The following is an 18,379-nucleotide window of genomic DNA, read 5'->3' on the forward strand; positions in this document are numbered from 1 at the left end:
TGCCGTCATTCCACCACCGGGCGTTCCCGCACAAAGGTGAGGGAGGATCGCTTGAGGTCGATGAACTTGCGTTCATCTTCCAACAGGGCCTTGCCAGCTGCCAGCGCGTCCGGTTCGCTCATGGCGGCCCGCAGATCGTCCTCGCTGGCCCACCACAGCTCTGCAAATCCGTCATAGCGCGGCTGGGCGGCGCGCGAGGCCTGCATGGCGGCGTCGAACTCATGCTCCAGACCGTGGGACTGGACATAGCGCGCGATGCGCAGGGCGGGGGCGTGCTGCTTCACCAGCGGCGCGTGGCTGGTCCACCAATAGTCACGGAAAGCCTCGGTGCTGAGATGGGGCAGCCGGTGGAGGCAGAAGACGAGCTTGATCAATTTTCCTGTTTCCTTCTCGGTACTTATAGCCGGGTGTTTTTGGCCCGCTGGTTCGGCACGCTGGCGGGGATGACCAACAGTCACCGCCGGGCGGGGTGCAGGCAAGGTATCGGGCAGGGCGGCGGGTCATGTGTGCTGCCCATCTTTTACCTTGTTTGTCTGTAGCCATGGGAGGGGTCACGGTCCTAAGCTAGCTTCGACGGCGGGGCACTGGCTCCTGTCGGCAGTTGGGGACAAACAGAATGCGCGTCGCGGTCGGAGGCTTCCAGCACGAGACGAACACCTTCGCTTCCCAGAAGGCGGATCTGGACGCGTTTCTGCAGCCGGACGCCTGGCCGGCGCTGCAGGGCGGTGACGGCCTGCTGACGACTTTCGCGCCGTCGGATGACGGCAGCGCCTCGATGAACATCCCCATTGCCGGGTTTCTTGCCCAGGCCCGCAAATCGGGCATGACGCCGGTGCCGCTCGTCTGGGCATCGGCCACCCCGTCGGCCCATGTCACGAGCAGCGCGTTCGGCCATATCGGCGGCATGCTGATCGAGGAACTGGAGCGCGCGCTGCGCGACGGGCCACTGGACGCCATCTATCTCGACCTGCACGGCGCCATGGTGACCGAAGACCAGGAGGACGGAGAAGGCGACCTGCTGGAATGGGTGCGGAACGTGGTGCGCGGCCAGGTGCCGATCATCGCGTCGCTTGACCTGCATGCCAACGTGACCGCGAAGATGATGCGCAATGCCGACATCCTCGTGGCCTACCGCACCTATCCGCATGTGGACATGGCGGACACAGGCGCGCGCGCGGCCCGCATCACGGATCAGATCATCCGGTCATCGGCGCGGCCGGCCAAGGCCTTCCGCAAGCTGAATTTCCTGGTGCCGCTTACGGCGCAGTGCACGATGCTGGACCCGGCGGGGCTTATTTACGCTGATGTGGCGGCGCTTGAAGCTTTGAAGCAGGCGCCGGACGACGCGCAGGAAACCCCTATCCTGTCAGCTTCCGCCACCATGGGTTTTCCGCCCGCGGACATCGCGGAATGCGGCCCGGCTGTTTTTGCCTATGCGGATACGCAGGAAGCCGCCGACGAAGCCGTGACGCGGCTGGCGGAAACGTTCCGCGAGTTCGAGCGCGGGTTCCGGCAGAAGCTGTGGGCACCGGAAGAGGCCGTGGCCTATGGCGAGGCCGCGAGTGCCGGAGACCGGCGGCAGGGCCCGCTGATCCTTGCGGACACGCAGGACAATCCCGGCGCGGGCGGCAACGGCGACACGGTCGGTTTGCTCCGCTCACTGATTACCGGAGCTGAAAGCGCTATATGCGGGGTCATGTTTGATCCTGCGTCCGTGGCTGCGGCCTGGGAGGCCGGGGAGGGCGGCCATGTGGCATTGACCCTCGGCGCGTGGACCGGCGGGGCGTCTGAAAGCCCGGTCAAGGGCGTGTTCGAAGTACTCAGGCTGCATGACGGCGAGATCGATGCACCGGGCGCATTCTATCGCGGCGCGCGGCTGTCTCTTGGCCGCTCGGTCCTGCTGCGCATCAATGACGTGCGCATCGTGGTGGCGAGCCAGAAAGTCCAGACGGCTGACCGGGCAATGTTCCGCGCCTTCGGCATCGCGCCGGAGAAAGAGAACATCGTAGCGCTCAAGAGCTCCGTGCATTTCAGGGCGGACTTCCAGGCAATTGCGCGCGACGTGCTGGTTGTCGCGAGCCCGGGGCCGAACCCGGCCAACCATGAAGAGCTGCCCTATAAGCGCCTGCGCAGCGGCGTGCGGCTCATGCCCATGGGACCTGCGTTTCAGCGCTCCCGCAAGCCATTGAAATAGGCTTCCACGTCCTTCACCGGCAAATGGTCGTCAAAGCCGTTCATAAAGGCCGGGCGGTCTTTCGGAAAAATCTGGAATGCGGGCGGGGCGACATCCGGCGTATCGAGGGATCCGCCTGCGATGTTGATCTCGGTCTCATCGTCAGCAAGCCGGTAGGTCAGCGTGCTGCCGCAGGCCGCGCAAAAGCCACGCCGGGCCCATTTGGACGAAGCGAACTCGGTGATGGTGCCCTGAAGGAGTGTGAAGCGGGACGGTTCGATACCCACCCAGACCACGAAGGGGGCGCCTGAACTGCGCTGGCAGTCACTGCAATGACAGATGCCGCTGTTCAGCTTGCCCGTGGCGATGCTGTAGCGCACCGCGCCGCAGGAACAGCCGCCGGTGATGTCCCCGGTCATCATGCGCCTCCCGTTTCAGTTCGCGCTGAAATCCAGTTCCGCCCAGACGGGCACGTGATCGGACGGCTTTTCCCACTCGCGCACATGTTTGTCGATGTCGCAGCCGGACAGGCGGTCGGTGGCCTGGGCGCTCAGCATCAGGTGATCGATGCGGATGCCGTGATCCTTCTGCCAGGCGCCGCCCTGATAATCCCAGAAGGAGTATCGGTGCGGGGTGGTGTGACAGGCGCGGAATGCGTCGGTCAGGCCGAGATTGCCGATCGACTGGAATGCCAGGCGCGTCTCCGGCAGGAACAGGGCATCGTCCGCCCAGGCGTTGGCATCGTGCACATCCTCCGCCTTCGGAATGACATTGTAGTCGCCGGCGAGCACCAGCGGCTCCTCATGGGCCAGCAGCGCCTGTGCATGGGCGTGCAGCTTCGCCATGAAGTCGAGCTTGTAATCGTATTTGGGACCGGGGGCCGGATTGCCGTTGGGCAGATAGATGGAGGCCACTCGCAGCATGGTGTCGCCGGCGGGCACCAGCGCCTCAATGTAGCGGGCCTGCTCGTCGTCTTCCATGCCGGGCAGGCCACGGCTTACGTCTTCCATCGGCGACCTGGAGAGCAGGGCGACGCCGTTATAGGTCTTCTGCCCGTGGGTCTCGACATTGTAGCCGGCGTCTTCAATGGCTGAGCGGGGGAAGGCGTCGTCCACGCATTTGAGTTCCTGCAGGCAGACCACGTCCGGTTCGGCCTCTTTCAGCCAGGCCAGCAGGTTGGGCAGGCGGACCTTGATGGAATTGACGTTCCAGGTGGCGATCTTCATGGACGACTCCGCAATTCAGGGAAGCGGAGGGTAGGCGAGAGGCCGCCTTATGGCCAGCGCGCTTGGCGGCCTTGGCCTAGATCGAGAAGGAGGTACCGCAGCCGCAGGATGCGGTGGCGTTGGGGTTCTTCACCTGGAAGGACTGGCCGATCAGGTCGTCCACGAAATCCAGCTCGGAGCCGCCCATATACATGAGCGACATGGTGTCTACGAGCACGGTGGCACCGTCGCGCTCGATCACCAGGTCGTCATCGGTCCGGGTGTCGTCGAGGGTGAAATTGTACTGGAAGCCCGAGCAGCCGCCGCCTTCGACACTCACGCGCAGCATGGTGCCGTCCGGCTCCGCCGACAGGATCTTGGCAATCTGCCGTGCCGCGCTCTCGGTGACGGCAAAGCTGCCGCCGGAAGCTGCGTCCGTCTGGTTGGTCTCGACTTGCAGATCACTCATGGGTACACCCTCACACCAAAGCAGCTTCCGGATGCGCCCTGGCGGTGCTCCTGCCGGGCTTCCTTGCGCTGCATGTTGTAATCATTAGGTAATCGCAGAAAAACGGTTGTCAATAAAGGGTCTTAGCATCGTTGCTGACGGCCCGGCCTGTTGAAAGGAACTCCCCCCGATGAGCAAGACGTGGCGTGTCTATCTGTCCGGCGAAATCCACACCGACTGGCGGGAACAGATCGAGACCGGAACCAAGGCTGCGGGATTGCCGGTGAGCTTTGCCGCGCCGGTGACGGATCATGCTTCATCGGACGCCTGCGGGGCTGAAATCCTCGGGCCTGAGGAGAACGAGTTCTGGTTCGACAACAAGGGCGCCAAGGTGAACGCCATCCGCACCTCGACGCTGATCAAGGATGCGGACATCGTGGTCGTGCGCTTTGGCGACAAGTACAAGCAGTGGAACGCAGCGTTTGACGCGGGCTATGCCGCAGCTTTGGGCAAGCCGATCATCACGCTGCACGACGCGGAGCTGCGCCACCCGCTGAAGGAAGTGGATGGGGCCGCGCTGGCCTGGGCCCAGGAGCCGTCGCAGGTGGTGCGGCTGCTGAAATACGTGATCGAAGGCACGCTCTGACCCGTGACATCCCCCCTGACAGAGACCCCGTCACTGATCCCCTCTGCACGTGGCAGCCGGGCCAGCTATGCCACGGAGCCGGGCGCCTCACGCGGGCGGCTGGTGCGCGAGGATGAAAGCCGCACGCGCTCGCCATACCAGCGGGACCGCGACCGGATCATCCATTCAGGCGCGTTCCGGCGGCTGAAGCACAAGACCCAAGTCTTCGTCTATCACGAGGGGGATTATTACCGAACGCGGCTGACCCACTCGCTGGAAGTGGCCCAGATCGCCCGGTCGCTGAGCCGGTTCCTCGGGCTTGATGAAGACATCGCCGAGGCGCTGGCGCTGGCCCATGATCTTGGCCACACACCGTTTGGCCATGCGGGTGAGGACGCGCTGTCCGAATGCATGGAGGGCTATGGCGGCTTCGACCACAACGCGCAGACCCTGCGCATCGTGACGCGGCTGGAGCAGCGCTACGCGGATTTCGACGGCCTCAACCTGACCTGGGAAACCCTTGAGGGCGTGGTGAAGCATAACGGCCCGGTGCTGGCAAAAGGCGAAAACATCGACAGCCTGCCGCGCGCCTTCCGTGAGTATCCCGGGCTCGAGGGGCTCGAGATCGATACGTATGCCGGGCTGGAGGCGCAGCTTGCCGCGCTGTCGGACGACATCGCCTATAACAACCATGACATCGATGACGGGCTGCGCGCCGGGCTGTTCACCGTTGATGACCTGATGGCGCTGCCGCTTGTGGGCGACATGTTCCGCAGCGTGTTCGATGCCTATCCGGGGCTTGAGCCGCGCCGGTTGCGCCATGAAGCGATCCGCAGGCTGATTTCCCACATGGTGGAGGACGTGCTGGCGGAGACCTCGCGGCGGCTGGCGGAGGTCAGGCCCGAGACGGCTGATGACGTGCGGCGCGCCGGGCGGACCATGGCCAGTTTCTCGGAGGAGATGCAGGCCCATGACCGGGCGCTGAAAGCCTTCCTGTTCGAGCGGATGTACCGGCATTTCCAGGTCAACCGGATGATGAGCAAGGCCAAGCGGGTTATGCGGGAATTGTTCGAGCTGTTTGTCTCCGAACCGGACCTGCTGCCGGACGAATGGCAGCGGCAGACGGACGGGCCGCGCAGCCAGCGGACGGCTGAGACCGTCTGCGACTATGTGGCGGGCATGACGGACCGCTTTGCCATCGAAGAGCACCGGCGGCTGTTCCAGACCGACCCGATTTTCCGCTAATGCGGCCGCTCTGCGCCGTTCTGCCGGGCCTGCTGTCCACAACATGACAAATGGCGCTCAAAGGTGTATCGAGCGCTTCCTTCCCCCCGTATCTGACGACCGAAACTGCTCATGAATCTCTTCAGCGATATCCGCGCCGTGCTTACGGCCACCATCGACAGCCTGGCGGATGCCGGCACGCTTCCCGGCGGGCTCGACCTCGGCAATGTCACCGTGGAGCCGCCGCGTGATCCGTCGCACGGAGATATCGCCACCAATGCGGCGCTGGTACTGTCGAAGCAGGCGAAGATGAAGCCGCGGGAGATTGCCGACGCCATTGCCGGGGCCATTACGGCTGACGCGGCAATTGAAAGCGCGGATGTGGCGGGGCCGGGCTTCATCAATCTGCGGCTGTCGGCAGATCTGATGCGGGCACAGGTGTCCGGTGTGCTCGCAGCCGGGGACACATTCGGTGACGCGGATATCGGCGCGGGCCGGAAGGTGAATGTGGAATATGTGTCGGCCAACCCGACAGGCCCGATGCATGTGGGCCATTGCCGCGGGTCCGTGTTCGGCGATGCGCTGGCCAATCTGCTGGTGAAGACCGGCCATGACGTGACACGCGAGTACTACATCAATGATGCGGGCGGACAGATCGGCGTGCTGGCCCGATCCGCCTTCCTGCGCTATCGCGAAGCGCTGGGCGAGGATATCGGCGAGATACCCGAGGGCCTTTACCCGGGTGACTATCTGGTGCCGCTGGGAAAGGACCTTGCCGCCCGCCATGGCGACACGCTTCTGGCGATGTCGGAGGACGAGTGGCTGCCGATCGTCAAGACTGCCTCGATCGACGCGATGATGGCGATGATCAAGGACGACCTTGCCGCCCTCAACATCCATCACGAGGTGTTCTTTTCCGAGCGCGACCTGGGCGAGCCGGAGCAGCAGGGGTCCAAGCTAGCGGAGGCCTTCGACCTGCTGGAGAGCAAGGGGCTTCTTTATACCGGCGTGCTCGAGCCGCCGAAGGGCAAGACGCCGGACGACTGGGAGCCGCGTCCGCAGCTTCTGTTCAAGGCGACCGAGTTTGGCGACGACGTTGACCGGCCGATGAAGAAGTCCGACGGCTCGCACACCTATTTTGCCGCCGATATCGCCTATCACCTCGACAAGTACCGGCGCGGCTTCGGCGAGATGATCGACGTCTGGGGTGCGGACCATGCGGGCTATATCAAGCGCATGCAGGCCGCCGTCAAAGCGCTGTCCGACGGGGGCGGGTCGCTGGACGTGAAGATCTGCCAGATGGTGAAGCTCTATCGCGGCGGCGAACCGGTGAAGATGTCAAAGCGGGCGGGCGAGTTCGTGACCCTGCGCGATGTCGTGGACGAGGTGGGGCGCGACGTGGTGCGCTTCATCATGCTGACCCGCAAGAACGATGCGCCGCTTGATTTCGATTTCAAGGCGGTGATGGAGCAGTCGAAGGACAACCCGGTCTTCTATGTCCAGTATGCGCATGCCCGCATCTGCTCGGTGCTGCGGCTGGCGGCGGACGACTTCCCGGATGCCGATCTGTCGAATGCGGCGCTGGCGGGCGTCGACCTTGCGTCGCTCGAGGACGAAGCGGAACTGGCGCTGATCAAGCAGATGGCCGCCTTCCCGCGACTGGTGGAACAGGCAGCCGTCGCCCATGAGCCGCACCGCATTGCGTTCTACCTGCAGGAGCTGGCGGCGGGCTTCCATGCGCTGTGGAACAAGGGCAAGGATGACGCACGCCTGCGCTTTATCCATACCGATCAACCGGGTGTTACCATGGCGCGGCTGGCCTTGATTCGCGCGGTGGCGATCACGCTGGCGGCGGGCCTGCATGTTCTTGGCGTTACGCCGGTCGAGGAAATGCGGTAGGGCCTGCCATTCCGGCGGCGTCGGGACCACACAAGACACGTTTCAAAGAGGGGGCTTTCGCCCATGTCCAACATGGATCGAGACGACGACCGGTACGCCAACAGTGCGTTTGACCCGGTGATGGTCGACGAGATGGACACCTATGACGCCACCGATGAAGATGACGAGCCCGCCGGCCGCGGCTGGCTGATGCTGATCGTGGTCGTTGCCGTTCTGGCGGCGCTGGCGGGCGTGGTCTATTTCGCCTACCAGCAGGGCCGGGAAGAGGGCATCCGGACCGCGCCGCCGATCGTGCGCGCGGATGAGGGGCCTGAGAAGGTCGCCCCGCAGGATCCGGGCGGGATGGATATCCCGCACCAGGACAAGGAAATTTTCGAGCGCATCACCGGCGACGCGTCCGGCAGCGACGCCGATGGCGGTGTTGAGCGCCTGTTGCCGCCGCCGGAAGAGCCCGCGCAATTGCCGGCGACATCCGCCGGGGACACGGGCGCTACCCAGCCCACAGGCAATGGCGGCACGGAAAACCTGCTGGCCGGCACGCCACCCAAGACCGAAGCGCCTGCCGCCGCTCCCGTGCAAGTCACACCGGCACCTGCCGCACCGGCCCCCGTGGCACCGAGGCCTGCTCCGGCAGCGCCGGCCACGGCAGCCCCGGCGGCATCGGGCGATTGGGTGGTTCAGATCGGCGCCTTCCGGGATACGGCGCGGGCCAATACGGAATGGGCGGGGCTGCAGCGCAAGCATCCGTCGATCCTGGGCAGCCAGCCTGCGGACATTCAGCGGGCTGACCTCGGCAGCAAGGGCATCTGGTATCGCCTGCGGGCTGCGGGCTATGGCAGCAAGGATGCCGCGAACGCGGCCTGTGGCCAGTTGAAGGCCGCAGGGACCGACTGCCTGGTGCGCAAGCGCTGATGGTGCAGGCGGCCATCTATGGCTGTGAGGGCCTGACACTTGCGGATGCCGAGAAGCGGTTTTTCGCCGCGGCCGATCCGTGGGGGTTCATCCTCTTTGCCCGCAATATCGACACGCCCGCGCAGGTGTCGGCCCTTTGCTCCGACCTTCGGATGACGGTTGGACGGGACGCGCCCATTCTAGTGGATCAGGAGGGGGGCCGCGTTGCGCGGTTCCGGCCGCCGCACTGGCGGGCCTATCCGCCCGCACGGCGCTACGGCGAGTTGTTTGCCAAGGACAAGGCGGCCGGTCTGGAAGCCTGCCGCCTGGGTGCATTCCTCATCGGCGCTGAATTGCGGGACATGGGCCTTGATGTGGACTGCATTCCGCTGGCCGATGTGCCGGTGCCGGGTGCCCATGACGTGATCGGTGACCGGGCCTATGGCGAGGAGCCTGACGTGGTGACGGCACTGGCGCGTGCGGCTGCCACGGGCGTGGAAGACGCTGGTGTGCTGCCGGTGCTCAAGCATATCCCGGGTCACGGCCGCGCCGGGGTGGACAGCCACGAGGACCTGCCGGTGGTGGATGCGCCGCTGGATGAGCTGCGCGCCACTGATTTCAAACCCTTTGTGTCACTGGCTGACCTGCCGCTGGGGATGACGGCACATGTTGTCTATACGGCCATTGATGGCGACAGGCCGGCGACAACGAGCCCCGATGCCATTCGGCTGATCCGCGATGAGCTGGGGTTTGACGGGCTTTTGATGACCGATGACCTGTCAATGAAGGCCCTTGGCGGCTCGATGGAGGGGCGGGTCCGCGAATCGATTGATGCAGGCTGCGACCTCGTCCTTCACTGCAATGGGCACATGGACGAGATGGAAGCGGTGGCCGGTGTGACATCGGCCCTGTCAGCTGCCGCCGGGCTGCGCTCAGAATCCGCACTTTCCCGCCGAAAAACACCGAGCGACGAATCAATCCAGGCTGTTCTTGAGAGATGGGTTGAGCTTGTCGGCGCAAGTGCTTGACGCACGCCCCCGGCACCGCTGACGGTGCACGTTCCCGTCATTTCCCAGCCCCGGAACCGATCCGTTGAGCCCAGGCGAAGTATACGATTTTGAGAGCGGCGCCCCGCGCGCCCCGGAGGCCGAGGCCGCCGACCGGGAAGACCGCCCCGCTGGCCGGTCGCTGGTGGTGGATGTGGACGGCTTCGAGGGGCCGCTCGACCTGCTGCTGACACTGGCTCGCGCGCAGAAGGTGGATCTGGCCAAGATCTCCATTCTCGAACTGGCCGAGCAATATCTGGCCTTCGTGGAGGAGGCCAAGCGGCTGGAGCTGGAACTGGCCGCCGATTACCTGGTGATGGCGTCCTGGCTGGCGTTCCTGAAGAGCCGCCTGCTGCTGCCGCCGCCAGAAGAGGAAGACGAGCCGACCGCCGAAGAGATGGCGGCGCGGCTGGCGTTCCGCCTGCAGCGGCTTGAAGCGATGCGCGAGGCGGCCGCCAAGCTGATGTCGCGGCACCGCATGGGGCGCGACATTTTCCCGCGCGGCATGCCTGAGGGCGTGACCGTCATCAAGAAGAGCCAGTACAAGGCTGACCTCGTTGACCTGCTGAAGGCCTATTCCAACCAGCGCGCGATCCAGAAGATCGAGCGGCTGAAGATGCCCAAGCAGCCGGTGATGACCATCGAGGCCGCCAGGGCGCGGCTGGAGAGCATGCTGGGCGTGCTGATCGACTGGGACCGCATTGACGCGCTGGTGCCGGACGATTTCAGGGATGCCAAGCATTATCGCTCGGGCATCGCCAGCACCTTCTCGGCTAGTCTTGAGTTCGCCAAGCACGGCAAGGTGGAACTCAGGCAGGCCGGCCCGTTCGAACCGCTTTATGTGCGCCGCAGGGGGGACGGCAATGGCCGTGGCGGCAGCACGACACCACAGGGACCCCGGCCCGTTGACGCAGCAAACGGAAACGCCTCATGACCAACGCACCGCGCAGGGTTGACCACCACGACATGCACGACGAAGACGACATCACCGACGCCGTGACGGACACGGGCACGGACACGGAGGCGGAGGCATCCACCGAGGGGGAAGGCGTGGCCGAAGGGCGGCCGGAGAGCCAGGCGGACGCAGGCCTGACCGCCGAGGCGGACGGTGAGGAGACTGCCGACGAGGAAGGCACAGCCCAGTTGGAGGAATCCAACGTGGCCAGCATTTCCGATGAGAACCGCACCAAGACGCTGCGGATGATCGAAGCGCTTCTGTTTGCCGCCTCCGAGCCGCTGGACGTGAAGAGCCTGGAGCAGCGCCTGCCGGAAGGCACGGATGTGAAAACCATGCTGGGCGAGCTCAAGGCCTTCTATGCGCCGCGCGGGGTGAACCTCGTGACTGTGGGCGGCAAGTGGCTGATGCGCACGGCGGAGGATCTGTCCTTCCTGCTGCAGCGCGAGGCTGTGCAGATGAAGAAGCTGTCGCGGCCCGCGATGGAGACGCTGGCGATCATCGCCTATCACCAGCCGGTGACGCGTGCGGAGATCGAGGAAATCCGAGGCGTGTCTGTCTCTACCGGCACGCTGGACGTGCTGCTGGAGACCGGCTGGGTGAAGATGCGCGGCCGCCGCAAGGTGCCGGGCCGTCCGCTGACCTATGGCACGTCCGAAGACTTCCTGGTGCATTTCGGCCTTGAGACCCTGCGCGATCTGCCGGGGGTGGACGACCTCAAGGCCGCCGGCCTGCTGGACGCGCGCCTGCCGCCGGACTTCTCCGTGCCGCAGCCCAAGGACGACGCGCTGGCGGACGACGAGGAAGAACTGGCCGAGGATGACAGCGGCGAAGAGCTGCTGATCGGCGAGGCTTCGGAAGAGGAAGTGCCGCAGCCGACGGGTAACCTCGATGATGAGGAAGCTGCCGAGGGCGACGCCGCCGCCGAGATGTCCGCGGTTGCCGGTGACATTGAAGAGGATGCGTCGGCAGACGGCGACGAAGCCGGTGAGGGTGAGAGCGACCGGGTCTGACGGCTCACGATCCCGTCATGCCTGCGCGCTCAAATCGCATTTGTGCTGCGGCGCAATCTGACTATGGTGCGCCGTCATGAGTGCTCGCCTCTCTTTCCAGGGCATTGCCCACCAATATGATGCGCTGCTCGCCCTGCGGGATTTCTCGCTGGATGTGGGGGCGGGCGAGGTCGTGTGCCTGCTGGGGCCCTCCGGCTGCGGCAAGACGACAACCTTGCGCATTGCGGCAGGAGTCGAGCGGCCGAGCTACGGCACGGTGGCCATCGACAGCCGCCCTGTAGCAGGCCCGGGTGTCTTCGTGCCGCCCGAGAAGCGCGGCGTGGGGCTGATGTTCCAGGACTACGCGCTGTTTCCGCATCTCACGGTTCTCGACAATGTGAAGTTCGGCCTGCACCAATTGCCCAAGGATGAGCGTGAGCCCATTGCCATGCGGGCGCTGGAGGGCGTGAACATGGCACGCTATGCCAGGGTGCACCCGCATATGCTGTCCGGCGGCGAGCAGCAGCGCGTGGCGCTGGCGCGCGCCATGGCGCCCAATCCACGCATCATGCTGATGGACGAGCCGTTTTCCGGTCTCGACAACCGGCTGCGTGACAGCGTGCGGGACGAGGCTTTGTCGCTGATCGACCAGTCCGGCGCCAGCGCGCTGCTGGTGACCCATGATCCTCAGGAAGCCATGCGCATGGCTGACCGCATCGCACTGATGCGCAAGGGGCAGCTTGTGCAGCTGGGAACGCCGCAGGAGCTCTATTACCGCCCGGTGGATGTGCAGGCGGCGGCCTTTTTCAGCGATGTGAATATCTGCGGCGGCACAGTGAGCGGCGGGCTTGTGACCTGCGCCCTCGGCAGTTTCCCGGCAGCCGACTTTGAGGACGGGACCAGGGTGGATGTGGTGCTGCGCCCCTCGGCCATCGACCTTCACAGTGCCGGCATCGGGGTTGATGCGACGGTGCGCCGGGCACGGCTCCTGGGTGAGGAAAGCCTGATCGAGGTGGAAGTCGGCGGGCATGACGCGCTGCTGCAAGTGCGGATTCGCGGCACGTGGCTGCCGGCGGAAGGCACCCATGTGAAGGCAAGTGCCGATCCGGAGCGCGCTTTGCTGTTTGAAAAGGCAACGGATGCCTAAGGGCGGGGCAGAATTACGTCAGCAATGCTGACTTGCGGCTTGTTGCTTGCTGCAACCAGACCCATCTGAAACAATAATCGCCTGTTTTCGCGGCCTGATGCATGTCTGATGTGCCTTTGGCCGAAGGTTAGGAGTTATTCCGCATGGGCCTGAGCATCTGGCAAATTCTGATCGTCGTCGTTCTGGTCATCCTGCTGTTTGGCCGCGGCAAGATTTCCGACCTGATGGGTGACGTCGCCCAGGGCATCAAGAGCTTCCGCAAGGGGCTGTCCGAAGAGGAGGCCTCCGCCGACAAGGCCAAGACGATCGAAGGTCAGAGCGCTGCTTCGGGATCGTCGGCCAACAGCACGAGCGACACCCGCGAGACGCTGAAGCAGTAGTCCCGCGCCACTTCACGCGCAGCCAGGCGAACGGGGCAGACGAACGTGTTGGATATCGGTTGGTGGGAGCTTCTGCTGCTTGCCGTCCTGGCGGTTATTGTCGTCGGGCCGAAAGACCTGCCGCGCATGATGGTGACCGTCGGGCGCTATGTGGCGCGGCTGCGGGCTATGGCGGCGGAGTTCCAACGCGGCTTTGAAGACATCGCCCGGCAGACGGAACTCGAAGACCTGAAGAAGGAAATCGACCGGGCCGGGCAGGGCGACATCCTGTCGTCGCCGCCGCCGATCCGCCCCGATGACACGGATGACGACACTGGCCGCTCCGCGACCTCGTCCGTATCCGGATCACCCGCATCAACTGGCGCACCCTCCATCGACCCGGCTCCGGCTCCGAAGACCGGTGACGCATCATGAGCGACCGGCCGGGCAGTGATGACATTGAAGCCAGCCGTGCGCCGCTGGTCGAACACCTGATCGAGCTGCGGTCGCGGCTGATCCGGTCGATGATCGCTTTCGTGCTGGCCTTCTGCGTCACCTATTATTTCTCCGAAGAGATCTACCAGTTCCTGACCCAGCCGCTGGCGGAGGCGCTGGGGGATGATCCGTCGCGCCGGCTGATCTACACGGCGCTGCAGGAGACGTTCTTCACCTATATCAAGGTGGCCATGTTCGGCGCCCTGTGCCTGGCCTTCCCGATCATTGCCGGGCAGCTGTGGATGTTCATTGCGCCGGGCCTGTACCGGGATGAGCGGATGGCGTTTCTGCCGTTCCTGCTGGCAACGCCGCTGCTGTTCCTGCTGGGCGCATCCCTTGTGTTCTTCTTCATCATGCCGATGGCGACGGAGTTCTTCCTGTCGTTTGAATCCGCCGGCGGGGACGGCGCACTGCCGATCCAGCTTGAAACGCGGGTTAGCGAATATCTGTCGCTGGTGATGACCCTAATCTTCGCCTTCGGGCTGGCGTTCCAGCTGCCGGTGCTGCTGATGCTGATGGGCCGGGCGGGGCTCGTGTCGTCGGCAGCCCTGGTCAAGCAGCGCAAATATGCCATTGTCGGCGCCTTTGCGGCGGCGGCCATTCTTACGCCGCCGGACCCGATCAGCCAGGTGGGGCTGGGGGTGCCGATCATCCTGCTCTATGAAATCTCGATCATCGGCGTGCGGCTGATCGAGCGCAAACGGGCGGAAAAGCGGGCAGCGGAAACGGGCGAAAGCGCGGCCTGAGGGCCGGGCAGATCAACTCTCCCAGAGGCCGCTGGACCGGTGGCAACCCCCATCGTATAGAGGGGCCCGCGCCCTGATTTCCCCCCGCAGAAGATTCGCTTCCCATGCATGACGTCAAATGGATCCGCGACAACGCCGAGGCATTCGATGCCGGGCTGGCCAAGCGCGGTGTCGAGCCCCATTCCGCGCAAATCCTCGCCATTGACGAGGAACGCCGCACGCTCATCCAGGACCTGCAGGAGGCGCAGTCCCGCCGCAATGATGCGTCGAAGGCGATCGGCAAGGCGAAGGCGACCGGCGACGAGGCCGGTGCGCAGGCGCTGATCGACGAGGTTGCGGCCCTCAAGACGCGGATCCAGGACGGCGAAGACCGGCAGCGGCAGATCGACGAGAAGCTCGAGACTCTGCTGGCATCGCTCCCCAATCTGCCGCTGGACGATGTGCCGGTGGGCGAGGACGAAGACGGCAATGTCGAAGTGCGCCGCCACCTGGAGCCGCGGCAGCTGAACTTCAAAGCCCTGGAGCATTTCGACCTGGGCGAGGCCGGCGGCTTGATGGATTTCGAGCTCGCCGCCAAGCTGTCCGGTGCCCGCTTCGTGGTGCTGAAGGGGCAGCTGGCGCGGCTTGAACGGGCGCTGGCCAATTTCATGCTCGACCTGCACACGCAGGACTTCGGATATACCGAAGTGGTGCCGCCGATGCTGGTGCGCGACCCGGCGATGTTCGGCACCGCGCAATTGCCGAAATTCGCCGACGACCAGTTCAAGACGGGCGCGCCGGATGACGAGGACGCGCACTGGCTGATCCCGACCGCCGAAGTGCCGCTGACGAACCTGGCACGCGAGGCCATCCACGCGGAAGAAGAGCTGCCGCTGCGCTTCACGGCCTTCACGCCGTGCTTCCGCAAGGAAGCCGGGTCGGCGGGCCGGGATACGCGCGGAATGATCCGCATGCACCAGTTCTCCAAGGTGGAGCTTGTGAGCATCACCACGCCGGAAGCCTCGATTGACGAGCATGAGCGCATGACCCAGTGCGCGGAAGAGGTGCTGAAGCGGCTGGAGCTGCCGTTCCGCACCATGGTGCTGTGCACGGGTGACATGGGCTTTGGGGCGCGCAAGACCTATGACCTGGAAGTGTGGCTGCCGGGGCAGGATGCCTACCGCGAGATTTCGTCGTGCTCGGTGTGCGGCGATTTTCAGGCGCGGCGGATGAATGCCCGCTGCCGGCCGGCAGGCGAGAAGGCGACACGCTTCGTCCACACGCTGAACGGCTCGGGTCTTGCTGTTGGCCGTGCCATGGTGGCGGTTCTTGAAAATTATCAGCAGGCGGACGGGTCGGTGGCTGTGCCGGACGTGCTCAAGCCCTATATGGGCGGGCTCGAGACCCTGGCGCTGGGCGGCTGACCTGACACTTCATTCTGGGAGCCATTCATGGCTGACAAGTTGCGTATCGAGACCCCGGATGGCGGCACGCGGCCCCTGCGCATCCTGTGCTCAAATGATGACGGCATTCACGCGCCGGGCCTGAAGACGCTCGAGAAGATCGCCAAGGCCCTGTCGGACGATGTGTGGGTGGTAGCGCCGGAGACCGAGCAGTCCGGGGCCGGCCACTCGCTCACGCTGGCGCACCCGCTGCGCCTGCGGAAGATCAACGCCCGTAAATTTGCTGTTTCAGGTACGCCGACGGACTGCGTGCTGATGGCGGTGAAGAAGATCCTGGCTGAGACACCGCCGGACCTCGTGCTGTCCGGCGTCAACCGGGGCCAGAACATTGCCGAGGATGTGACCTATTCCGGCACCATTGCCGCTGCCATGGAAGGCACGGTGCTGGGCATCCCCTCCATCGCTCTCAGTCAGGCCTATGGGTTTGAAGGCCGCGAGAAGGTGAAGTGGGGCACTGCGGAGCATCACGGGCCTGCGCTTGTTTCCAAGCTGGTGGAAATGGGCTGGCCGGCGGATGTGCTGATGAACGTCAACTTCCCGGACGTGGTGCACACTGCGGTGGAAGAAGTCGAAGTCACCATCCAGGGCAAGCGCGACCAGAGCAATGCGCTGATCGACGAGCGGGAGGATGCCCGCGAGACCCCGTATTACTGGCTCGGTTTCCAGCGCATCCTGTCCAACCCGCCCAAGGGGACCGATCTGCGGGCCATATATGATGGCCGGATTTCGGTGACGCCGCTGCATCTGGACCTGACCCACAAGGCCACCCACAAGGCGATGGCGCGGGAACTGGGCGGGACACCGCCGAAGCAGATCACCCCGGTGGTCCGGTCCGCCGGCACATCCGGCGGCAAGTGAGCCTGACGGTGACCGGCGATAACAGCGATCCGTCGCGGATCATCCAGCTCATCATGACTTTGCGGCGCCAGGGCATCACGGATGGCCGGGTGCTGGGCGCGATCGAACGCACGCCTCGCGACGTGTTCGTCGAGCGTGCCTTCGAGGCGCAGGCCTATGATAACAACGCGCTGCCCATCGAATGCGGCCAGACCATCAGCCAGCCTTATGTGGTGGGGTTCATGACCACCAAGCTGGAGTTGACTGACCGGATGAAGGTGCTGGAGATCGGCACCGGCTCCGGCTACCAAGCCGCCGTGCTGGCGCGCCTGTGCCGGCGGCTATACACCATCGAGCGCTACCGGACCCTGCTGCGCGAGGCGGAAAGCCGCTTCCGCAAGCTCAACCTCACCAATGTGACCGCCAAGGTGGGCGACGGGACGAAGGGCTGGCCAGAGCAGGCACCATTTGACCGCATCATCGTCACCGCGGCGGCGCCGGATGTGCCGCACGCGCTGATCGACCAGTTGAAGCCCGGCGGCATCGCCATTGTTCCAATCGACGTGCCGGTGGCAAAGGGCGGCGGCCAGGAACTGGTGAAATTCACCAAGACCGAAGACGGCTTTGAACGGGAAGACCTGATCCCCGTGCGCTTTGTGCCGCTGGTCGAGGGCGTGGCGCGGGAGCTGTAGGCCCTGTGCATGCTGATTGTGTCCCGGCACAGTCCTTTTCTTCGACTTGTCCAGTCTTCATTAACCAAATGACCCGACACTTCGTCTGGAATGAGCGGGTGGTGCTTGTCTTGTGCATGGGACAGCCATCCGGATCTGTGACGGAACGGACCTGGACTGATGCGTTTCTTGAGAACCCTGACACGGCCTTTGCAGCGGGACGGCAACAGCCGGAATGCCTCGCGCGCCGTGTCGATTGCGGCTCTCTTGATGACGGGTCTGGCCATTCTTGGTGCCTGTGCGGCACCGTCCGCCCATCGCGGTGCCCCGGTTGCCACCTATGGCGGCAGCGGCGGTTCGGCCCCGGCGGAACCCTATGTCATCACGGTGAAATCCGGCGACAGCCTGTCGATCCTCGCTGACCGGCACAACGTGCCGATGAAGGCGCTGGCGCGGGCAAACGGCATTTCCAAGCCATACACCATCTACAAGGGCCAGAAGCTGACGGTCCCGGTACGCCGTGTTCACACGGTGCAGCGCGGCGACACCCTTTCGGAGATTGCCCTCAAATACGATACGACCACCCGCGAGGTGGCCACACTGAACCGCAAGCGCGCGCCTTATCCGATCTATGTGGGGGAGCGCCTGAGCGTGGGGGGCTGGATGCCTGATGGCGGGACGGGGGATGCCCGCCGTCAGGCGCGTACCGCGCCCGTTCGCACCGCGTCCACGCGGGCGTCATCCGTCCCGAGCCCGTCGGCCCGGCCGGCGCGGGGCGTTGCCTCGCCCCGGGCCAAGCCGCGCATTCCCGAGCCGCCGGCCCGTGCCGGTCGGTTCCTGTGGCCCGCGGAAGGCCGCATCATTTCAAGCTACGGCCCCAAAAAGGGCGGGCTGCACAATGACGGCATCAATATCCGGGTGCCGCGCGGCACACCGGTGGTTGCCGCCGACAACGGTGTCGTCGCCTATGCGGGCAACGAGCTGCAGGGCTATGGCAACATGGTGCTGGTGCGCCACCAGGACGGCTATGTGACCGCTTACGCGCATAATTCGGACCTGCTGGTGAAACGCGGCGACATCGTCAATCGCGGCCAGAAGATCGCGTCATCCGGTGCGTCCGGCGGCGTGAGCGAACCGCAGATCCATTTCGAGGTCCGCCGCGGCTCCAAGCCGGTGAACCCGATGTCCTATCTGGGAAACAACTTGGCCTCGCGCTGACGCGCT

Annotated in this window: 20 protein-coding genes; 16 read left to right on the top strand and 4 right to left on the bottom strand. The window is 64.8% G+C overall.

The window, feature by feature from the left end; all coding sequences use genetic code 11:
* Nucleotides 1–5 precede the first annotated feature (5 nt).
* Nucleotides 6–374: an EthD domain-containing protein gene (locus HG718_RS06440; RefSeq protein WP_027837839.1), complete on the bottom strand. Its 369-nt coding sequence runs from the start codon at nucleotides 372–374 to the stop codon at nucleotides 6–8.
* A 242-nt stretch (nucleotides 375–616) separates the two neighbouring features.
* On the opposite strand from HG718_RS06440, the gene HG718_RS06445 reads away from it, so the two are divergent.
* Nucleotides 617–2,194 (top strand): M81 family metallopeptidase, encoded by a 1,578-nt coding sequence (locus HG718_RS06445; RefSeq protein ID WP_160587808.1) that lies wholly within the window; start codon nucleotides 617–619, stop codon nucleotides 2,192–2,194.
* On the opposite strand, the gene HG718_RS06450 is transcribed toward HG718_RS06445, so the two are convergent.
* The 3 genes from HG718_RS06450 to erpA form a co-directional block, all read right to left on the bottom strand.
* A complete protein-coding gene (locus tag HG718_RS06450) occupies nucleotides 2,167–2,592 on the bottom strand; it encodes a GFA family protein (RefSeq protein ID WP_160587810.1) in 426 nt (141 codons plus the stop codon). The genes HG718_RS06445 and HG718_RS06450 overlap by 28 nt on opposite strands.
* A gap of 15 nt (nucleotides 2,593–2,607) precedes the next feature.
* The gene (gene xth / locus HG718_RS06455) at nucleotides 2,608–3,399 is read right to left on the bottom strand and encodes an exodeoxyribonuclease III (protein WP_160587812.1); all 792 of its coding nucleotides are present in this window, start codon (nucleotides 3,397–3,399) and stop codon (nucleotides 2,608–2,610) included.
* Between the two features lie 76 nt (nucleotides 3,400–3,475).
* Nucleotides 3,476–3,847 (bottom strand): iron-sulfur cluster insertion protein ErpA, encoded by a 372-nt coding sequence (gene erpA, locus HG718_RS06460; RefSeq protein WP_160587814.1) that lies wholly within the window; start codon nucleotides 3,845–3,847, stop codon nucleotides 3,476–3,478.
* A gap of 169 nt (nucleotides 3,848–4,016) precedes the next feature.
* On the opposite strand from erpA, the gene HG718_RS06465 reads away from it, so the two are divergent.
* The 15 genes from HG718_RS06465 to HG718_RS06535 all read left to right on the top strand — a co-directional run bounded on the left by HG718_RS06465 (nucleotide 4,017) and on the right by HG718_RS06535 (nucleotide 18,373).
* On the top strand, nucleotides 4,017–4,472 hold the full coding sequence (locus tag HG718_RS06465; RefSeq protein WP_160587816.1) for a YtoQ family protein: 456 nt from the start codon (nucleotides 4,017–4,019) through the stop codon (nucleotides 4,470–4,472).
* A 3-nt stretch (nucleotides 4,473–4,475) separates the two neighbouring features.
* Nucleotides 4,476–5,696, top strand: a complete 1,221-nt coding sequence (locus HG718_RS06470; protein WP_244624786.1) for a deoxyguanosinetriphosphate triphosphohydrolase — start codon at nucleotides 4,476–4,478, stop codon at nucleotides 5,694–5,696.
* A gap of 111 nt (nucleotides 5,697–5,807) precedes the next feature.
* On the top strand, nucleotides 5,808–7,574 hold the full coding sequence (gene argS, locus HG718_RS06475) for an arginine--tRNA ligase (RefSeq protein ID WP_160587818.1): 1,767 nt from the start codon (nucleotides 5,808–5,810) through the stop codon (nucleotides 7,572–7,574).
* A gap of 63 nt (nucleotides 7,575–7,637) precedes the next feature.
* Nucleotides 7,638–8,486, top strand: coding sequence for an SPOR domain-containing protein (locus tag HG718_RS06480; RefSeq protein ID WP_160587819.1), 849 nt, complete (start codon nucleotides 7,638–7,640; stop codon nucleotides 8,484–8,486).
* On the top strand, nucleotides 8,483–9,493 hold the full coding sequence (nagZ, locus tag HG718_RS06485; protein ID WP_373868330.1) for a beta-N-acetylhexosaminidase: 1,011 nt from the start codon (nucleotides 8,483–8,485) through the stop codon (nucleotides 9,491–9,493). The genes HG718_RS06480 and nagZ overlap by 4 nt, the downstream gene beginning before the upstream one ends.
* Nucleotides 9,494–9,557: 64 nt before the next feature.
* A complete protein-coding gene (locus tag HG718_RS06490) occupies nucleotides 9,558–10,445 on the top strand; it encodes a segregation and condensation protein A (RefSeq protein WP_160587823.1) in 888 nt (295 codons plus the stop codon).
* Nucleotides 10,442–11,479: an SMC-Scp complex subunit ScpB gene (gene scpB / locus HG718_RS06495; protein WP_308936415.1), complete on the top strand. Its 1,038-nt coding sequence runs from the start codon at nucleotides 10,442–10,444 to the stop codon at nucleotides 11,477–11,479. The genes HG718_RS06490 and scpB overlap by 4 nt, the downstream gene beginning before the upstream one ends.
* A gap of 76 nt (nucleotides 11,480–11,555) precedes the next feature.
* A complete protein-coding gene (locus tag HG718_RS06500; RefSeq protein WP_160587826.1) occupies nucleotides 11,556–12,605 on the top strand; it encodes an ABC transporter ATP-binding protein in 1,050 nt (349 codons plus the stop codon).
* A gap of 143 nt (nucleotides 12,606–12,748) precedes the next feature.
* Complete coding sequence (locus tag HG718_RS06505) at nucleotides 12,749–12,985, top strand: twin-arginine translocase TatA/TatE family subunit (protein WP_160587828.1); 237 nt, start codon at nucleotides 12,749–12,751, stop codon at nucleotides 12,983–12,985.
* 45 nt (nucleotides 12,986–13,030) lie between these two features.
* Nucleotides 13,031–13,399, top strand: a complete 369-nt coding sequence (tatB, locus tag HG718_RS06510; RefSeq protein ID WP_160587830.1) for a Sec-independent protein translocase protein TatB — start codon at nucleotides 13,031–13,033, stop codon at nucleotides 13,397–13,399.
* Nucleotides 13,396–14,205: a twin-arginine translocase subunit TatC gene (gene tatC, locus HG718_RS06515; RefSeq protein ID WP_027837849.1), complete on the top strand. Its 810-nt coding sequence runs from the start codon at nucleotides 13,396–13,398 to the stop codon at nucleotides 14,203–14,205. Before tatB ends, tatC begins: the two co-directional genes overlap by 4 nt.
* Before the next feature lie 104 nt (nucleotides 14,206–14,309).
* Nucleotides 14,310–15,608: a serine--tRNA ligase gene (gene serS / locus HG718_RS06520; RefSeq protein ID WP_160587831.1), complete on the top strand. Its 1,299-nt coding sequence runs from the start codon at nucleotides 14,310–14,312 to the stop codon at nucleotides 15,606–15,608.
* A 75-nt stretch (nucleotides 15,609–15,683) separates the two neighbouring features.
* On the top strand, nucleotides 15,684–16,505 hold the full coding sequence (surE, locus tag HG718_RS06525) for a 5'/3'-nucleotidase SurE (protein ID WP_027837851.1): 822 nt from the start codon (nucleotides 15,684–15,686) through the stop codon (nucleotides 16,503–16,505).
* A gap of 8 nt (nucleotides 16,506–16,513) precedes the next feature.
* A complete protein-coding gene (locus HG718_RS06530) occupies nucleotides 16,514–17,176 on the top strand; it encodes a protein-L-isoaspartate(D-aspartate) O-methyltransferase (protein WP_280521612.1) in 663 nt (220 codons plus the stop codon).
* A 159-nt stretch (nucleotides 17,177–17,335) separates the two neighbouring features.
* Complete coding sequence (locus tag HG718_RS06535) at nucleotides 17,336–18,373, top strand: M23 family metallopeptidase (RefSeq protein WP_160587833.1); 1,038 nt, start codon at nucleotides 17,336–17,338, stop codon at nucleotides 18,371–18,373.
* The last annotated feature ends 6 nt before the right edge of the window (nucleotides 18,374–18,379 follow it).

Origin of the sequence: Pyruvatibacter mobilis (assembly GCF_012848855.1) — a bacterium.
Lineage (GTDB): Bacteria > Pseudomonadota > Alphaproteobacteria > CGMCC-115125 > CGMCC-115125 > Pyruvatibacter > Pyruvatibacter mobilis.

Excerpts from the sequence above, each read along its gene's own strand:
- HG718_RS06445 (WP_160587808.1), top strand. The coding sequence starts at position 617 with ATGCGCGTCGCGGTCGGAGGCTTCCAGCACGAGACGAACACCTTCGCT.
- HG718_RS06450 (WP_160587810.1), bottom strand. The coding sequence starts at position 2,592 with ATGACCGGGGACATCACCGGCGGCTGTTCCTGCGGCGCGGTGCGCTAC.
- xth (WP_160587812.1), bottom strand. The coding sequence starts at position 3,399 with ATGAAGATCGCCACCTGGAACGTCAATTCCATCAAGGTCCGCCTGCCC.
- erpA (WP_160587814.1), bottom strand. The coding sequence starts at position 3,847 with ATGAGTGATCTGCAAGTCGAGACCAACCAGACGGACGCAGCTTCCGGC.
- HG718_RS06465 (WP_160587816.1), top strand. The coding sequence starts at position 4,017 with ATGAGCAAGACGTGGCGTGTCTATCTGTCCGGCGAAATCCACACCGAC.
- argS (WP_160587818.1), top strand. The coding sequence starts at position 5,808 with ATGAATCTCTTCAGCGATATCCGCGCCGTGCTTACGGCCACCATCGAC.
- HG718_RS06480 (WP_160587819.1), top strand. The coding sequence starts at position 7,638 with ATGTCCAACATGGATCGAGACGACGACCGGTACGCCAACAGTGCGTTT.
- scpB (WP_308936415.1), top strand. The coding sequence starts at position 10,442 with ATGACCAACGCACCGCGCAGGGTTGACCACCACGACATGCACGACGAA.
- HG718_RS06500 (WP_160587826.1), top strand. The coding sequence starts at position 11,556 with ATGAGTGCTCGCCTCTCTTTCCAGGGCATTGCCCACCAATATGATGCG.
- HG718_RS06505 (WP_160587828.1), top strand. The coding sequence starts at position 12,749 with ATGGGCCTGAGCATCTGGCAAATTCTGATCGTCGTCGTTCTGGTCATC.
- tatC (WP_027837849.1), top strand. The coding sequence starts at position 13,396 with ATGAGCGACCGGCCGGGCAGTGATGACATTGAAGCCAGCCGTGCGCCG.
- serS (WP_160587831.1), top strand. The coding sequence starts at position 14,310 with ATGCATGACGTCAAATGGATCCGCGACAACGCCGAGGCATTCGATGCC.
- HG718_RS06535 (WP_160587833.1), top strand. The coding sequence starts at position 17,336 with ATGCGTTTCTTGAGAACCCTGACACGGCCTTTGCAGCGGGACGGCAAC.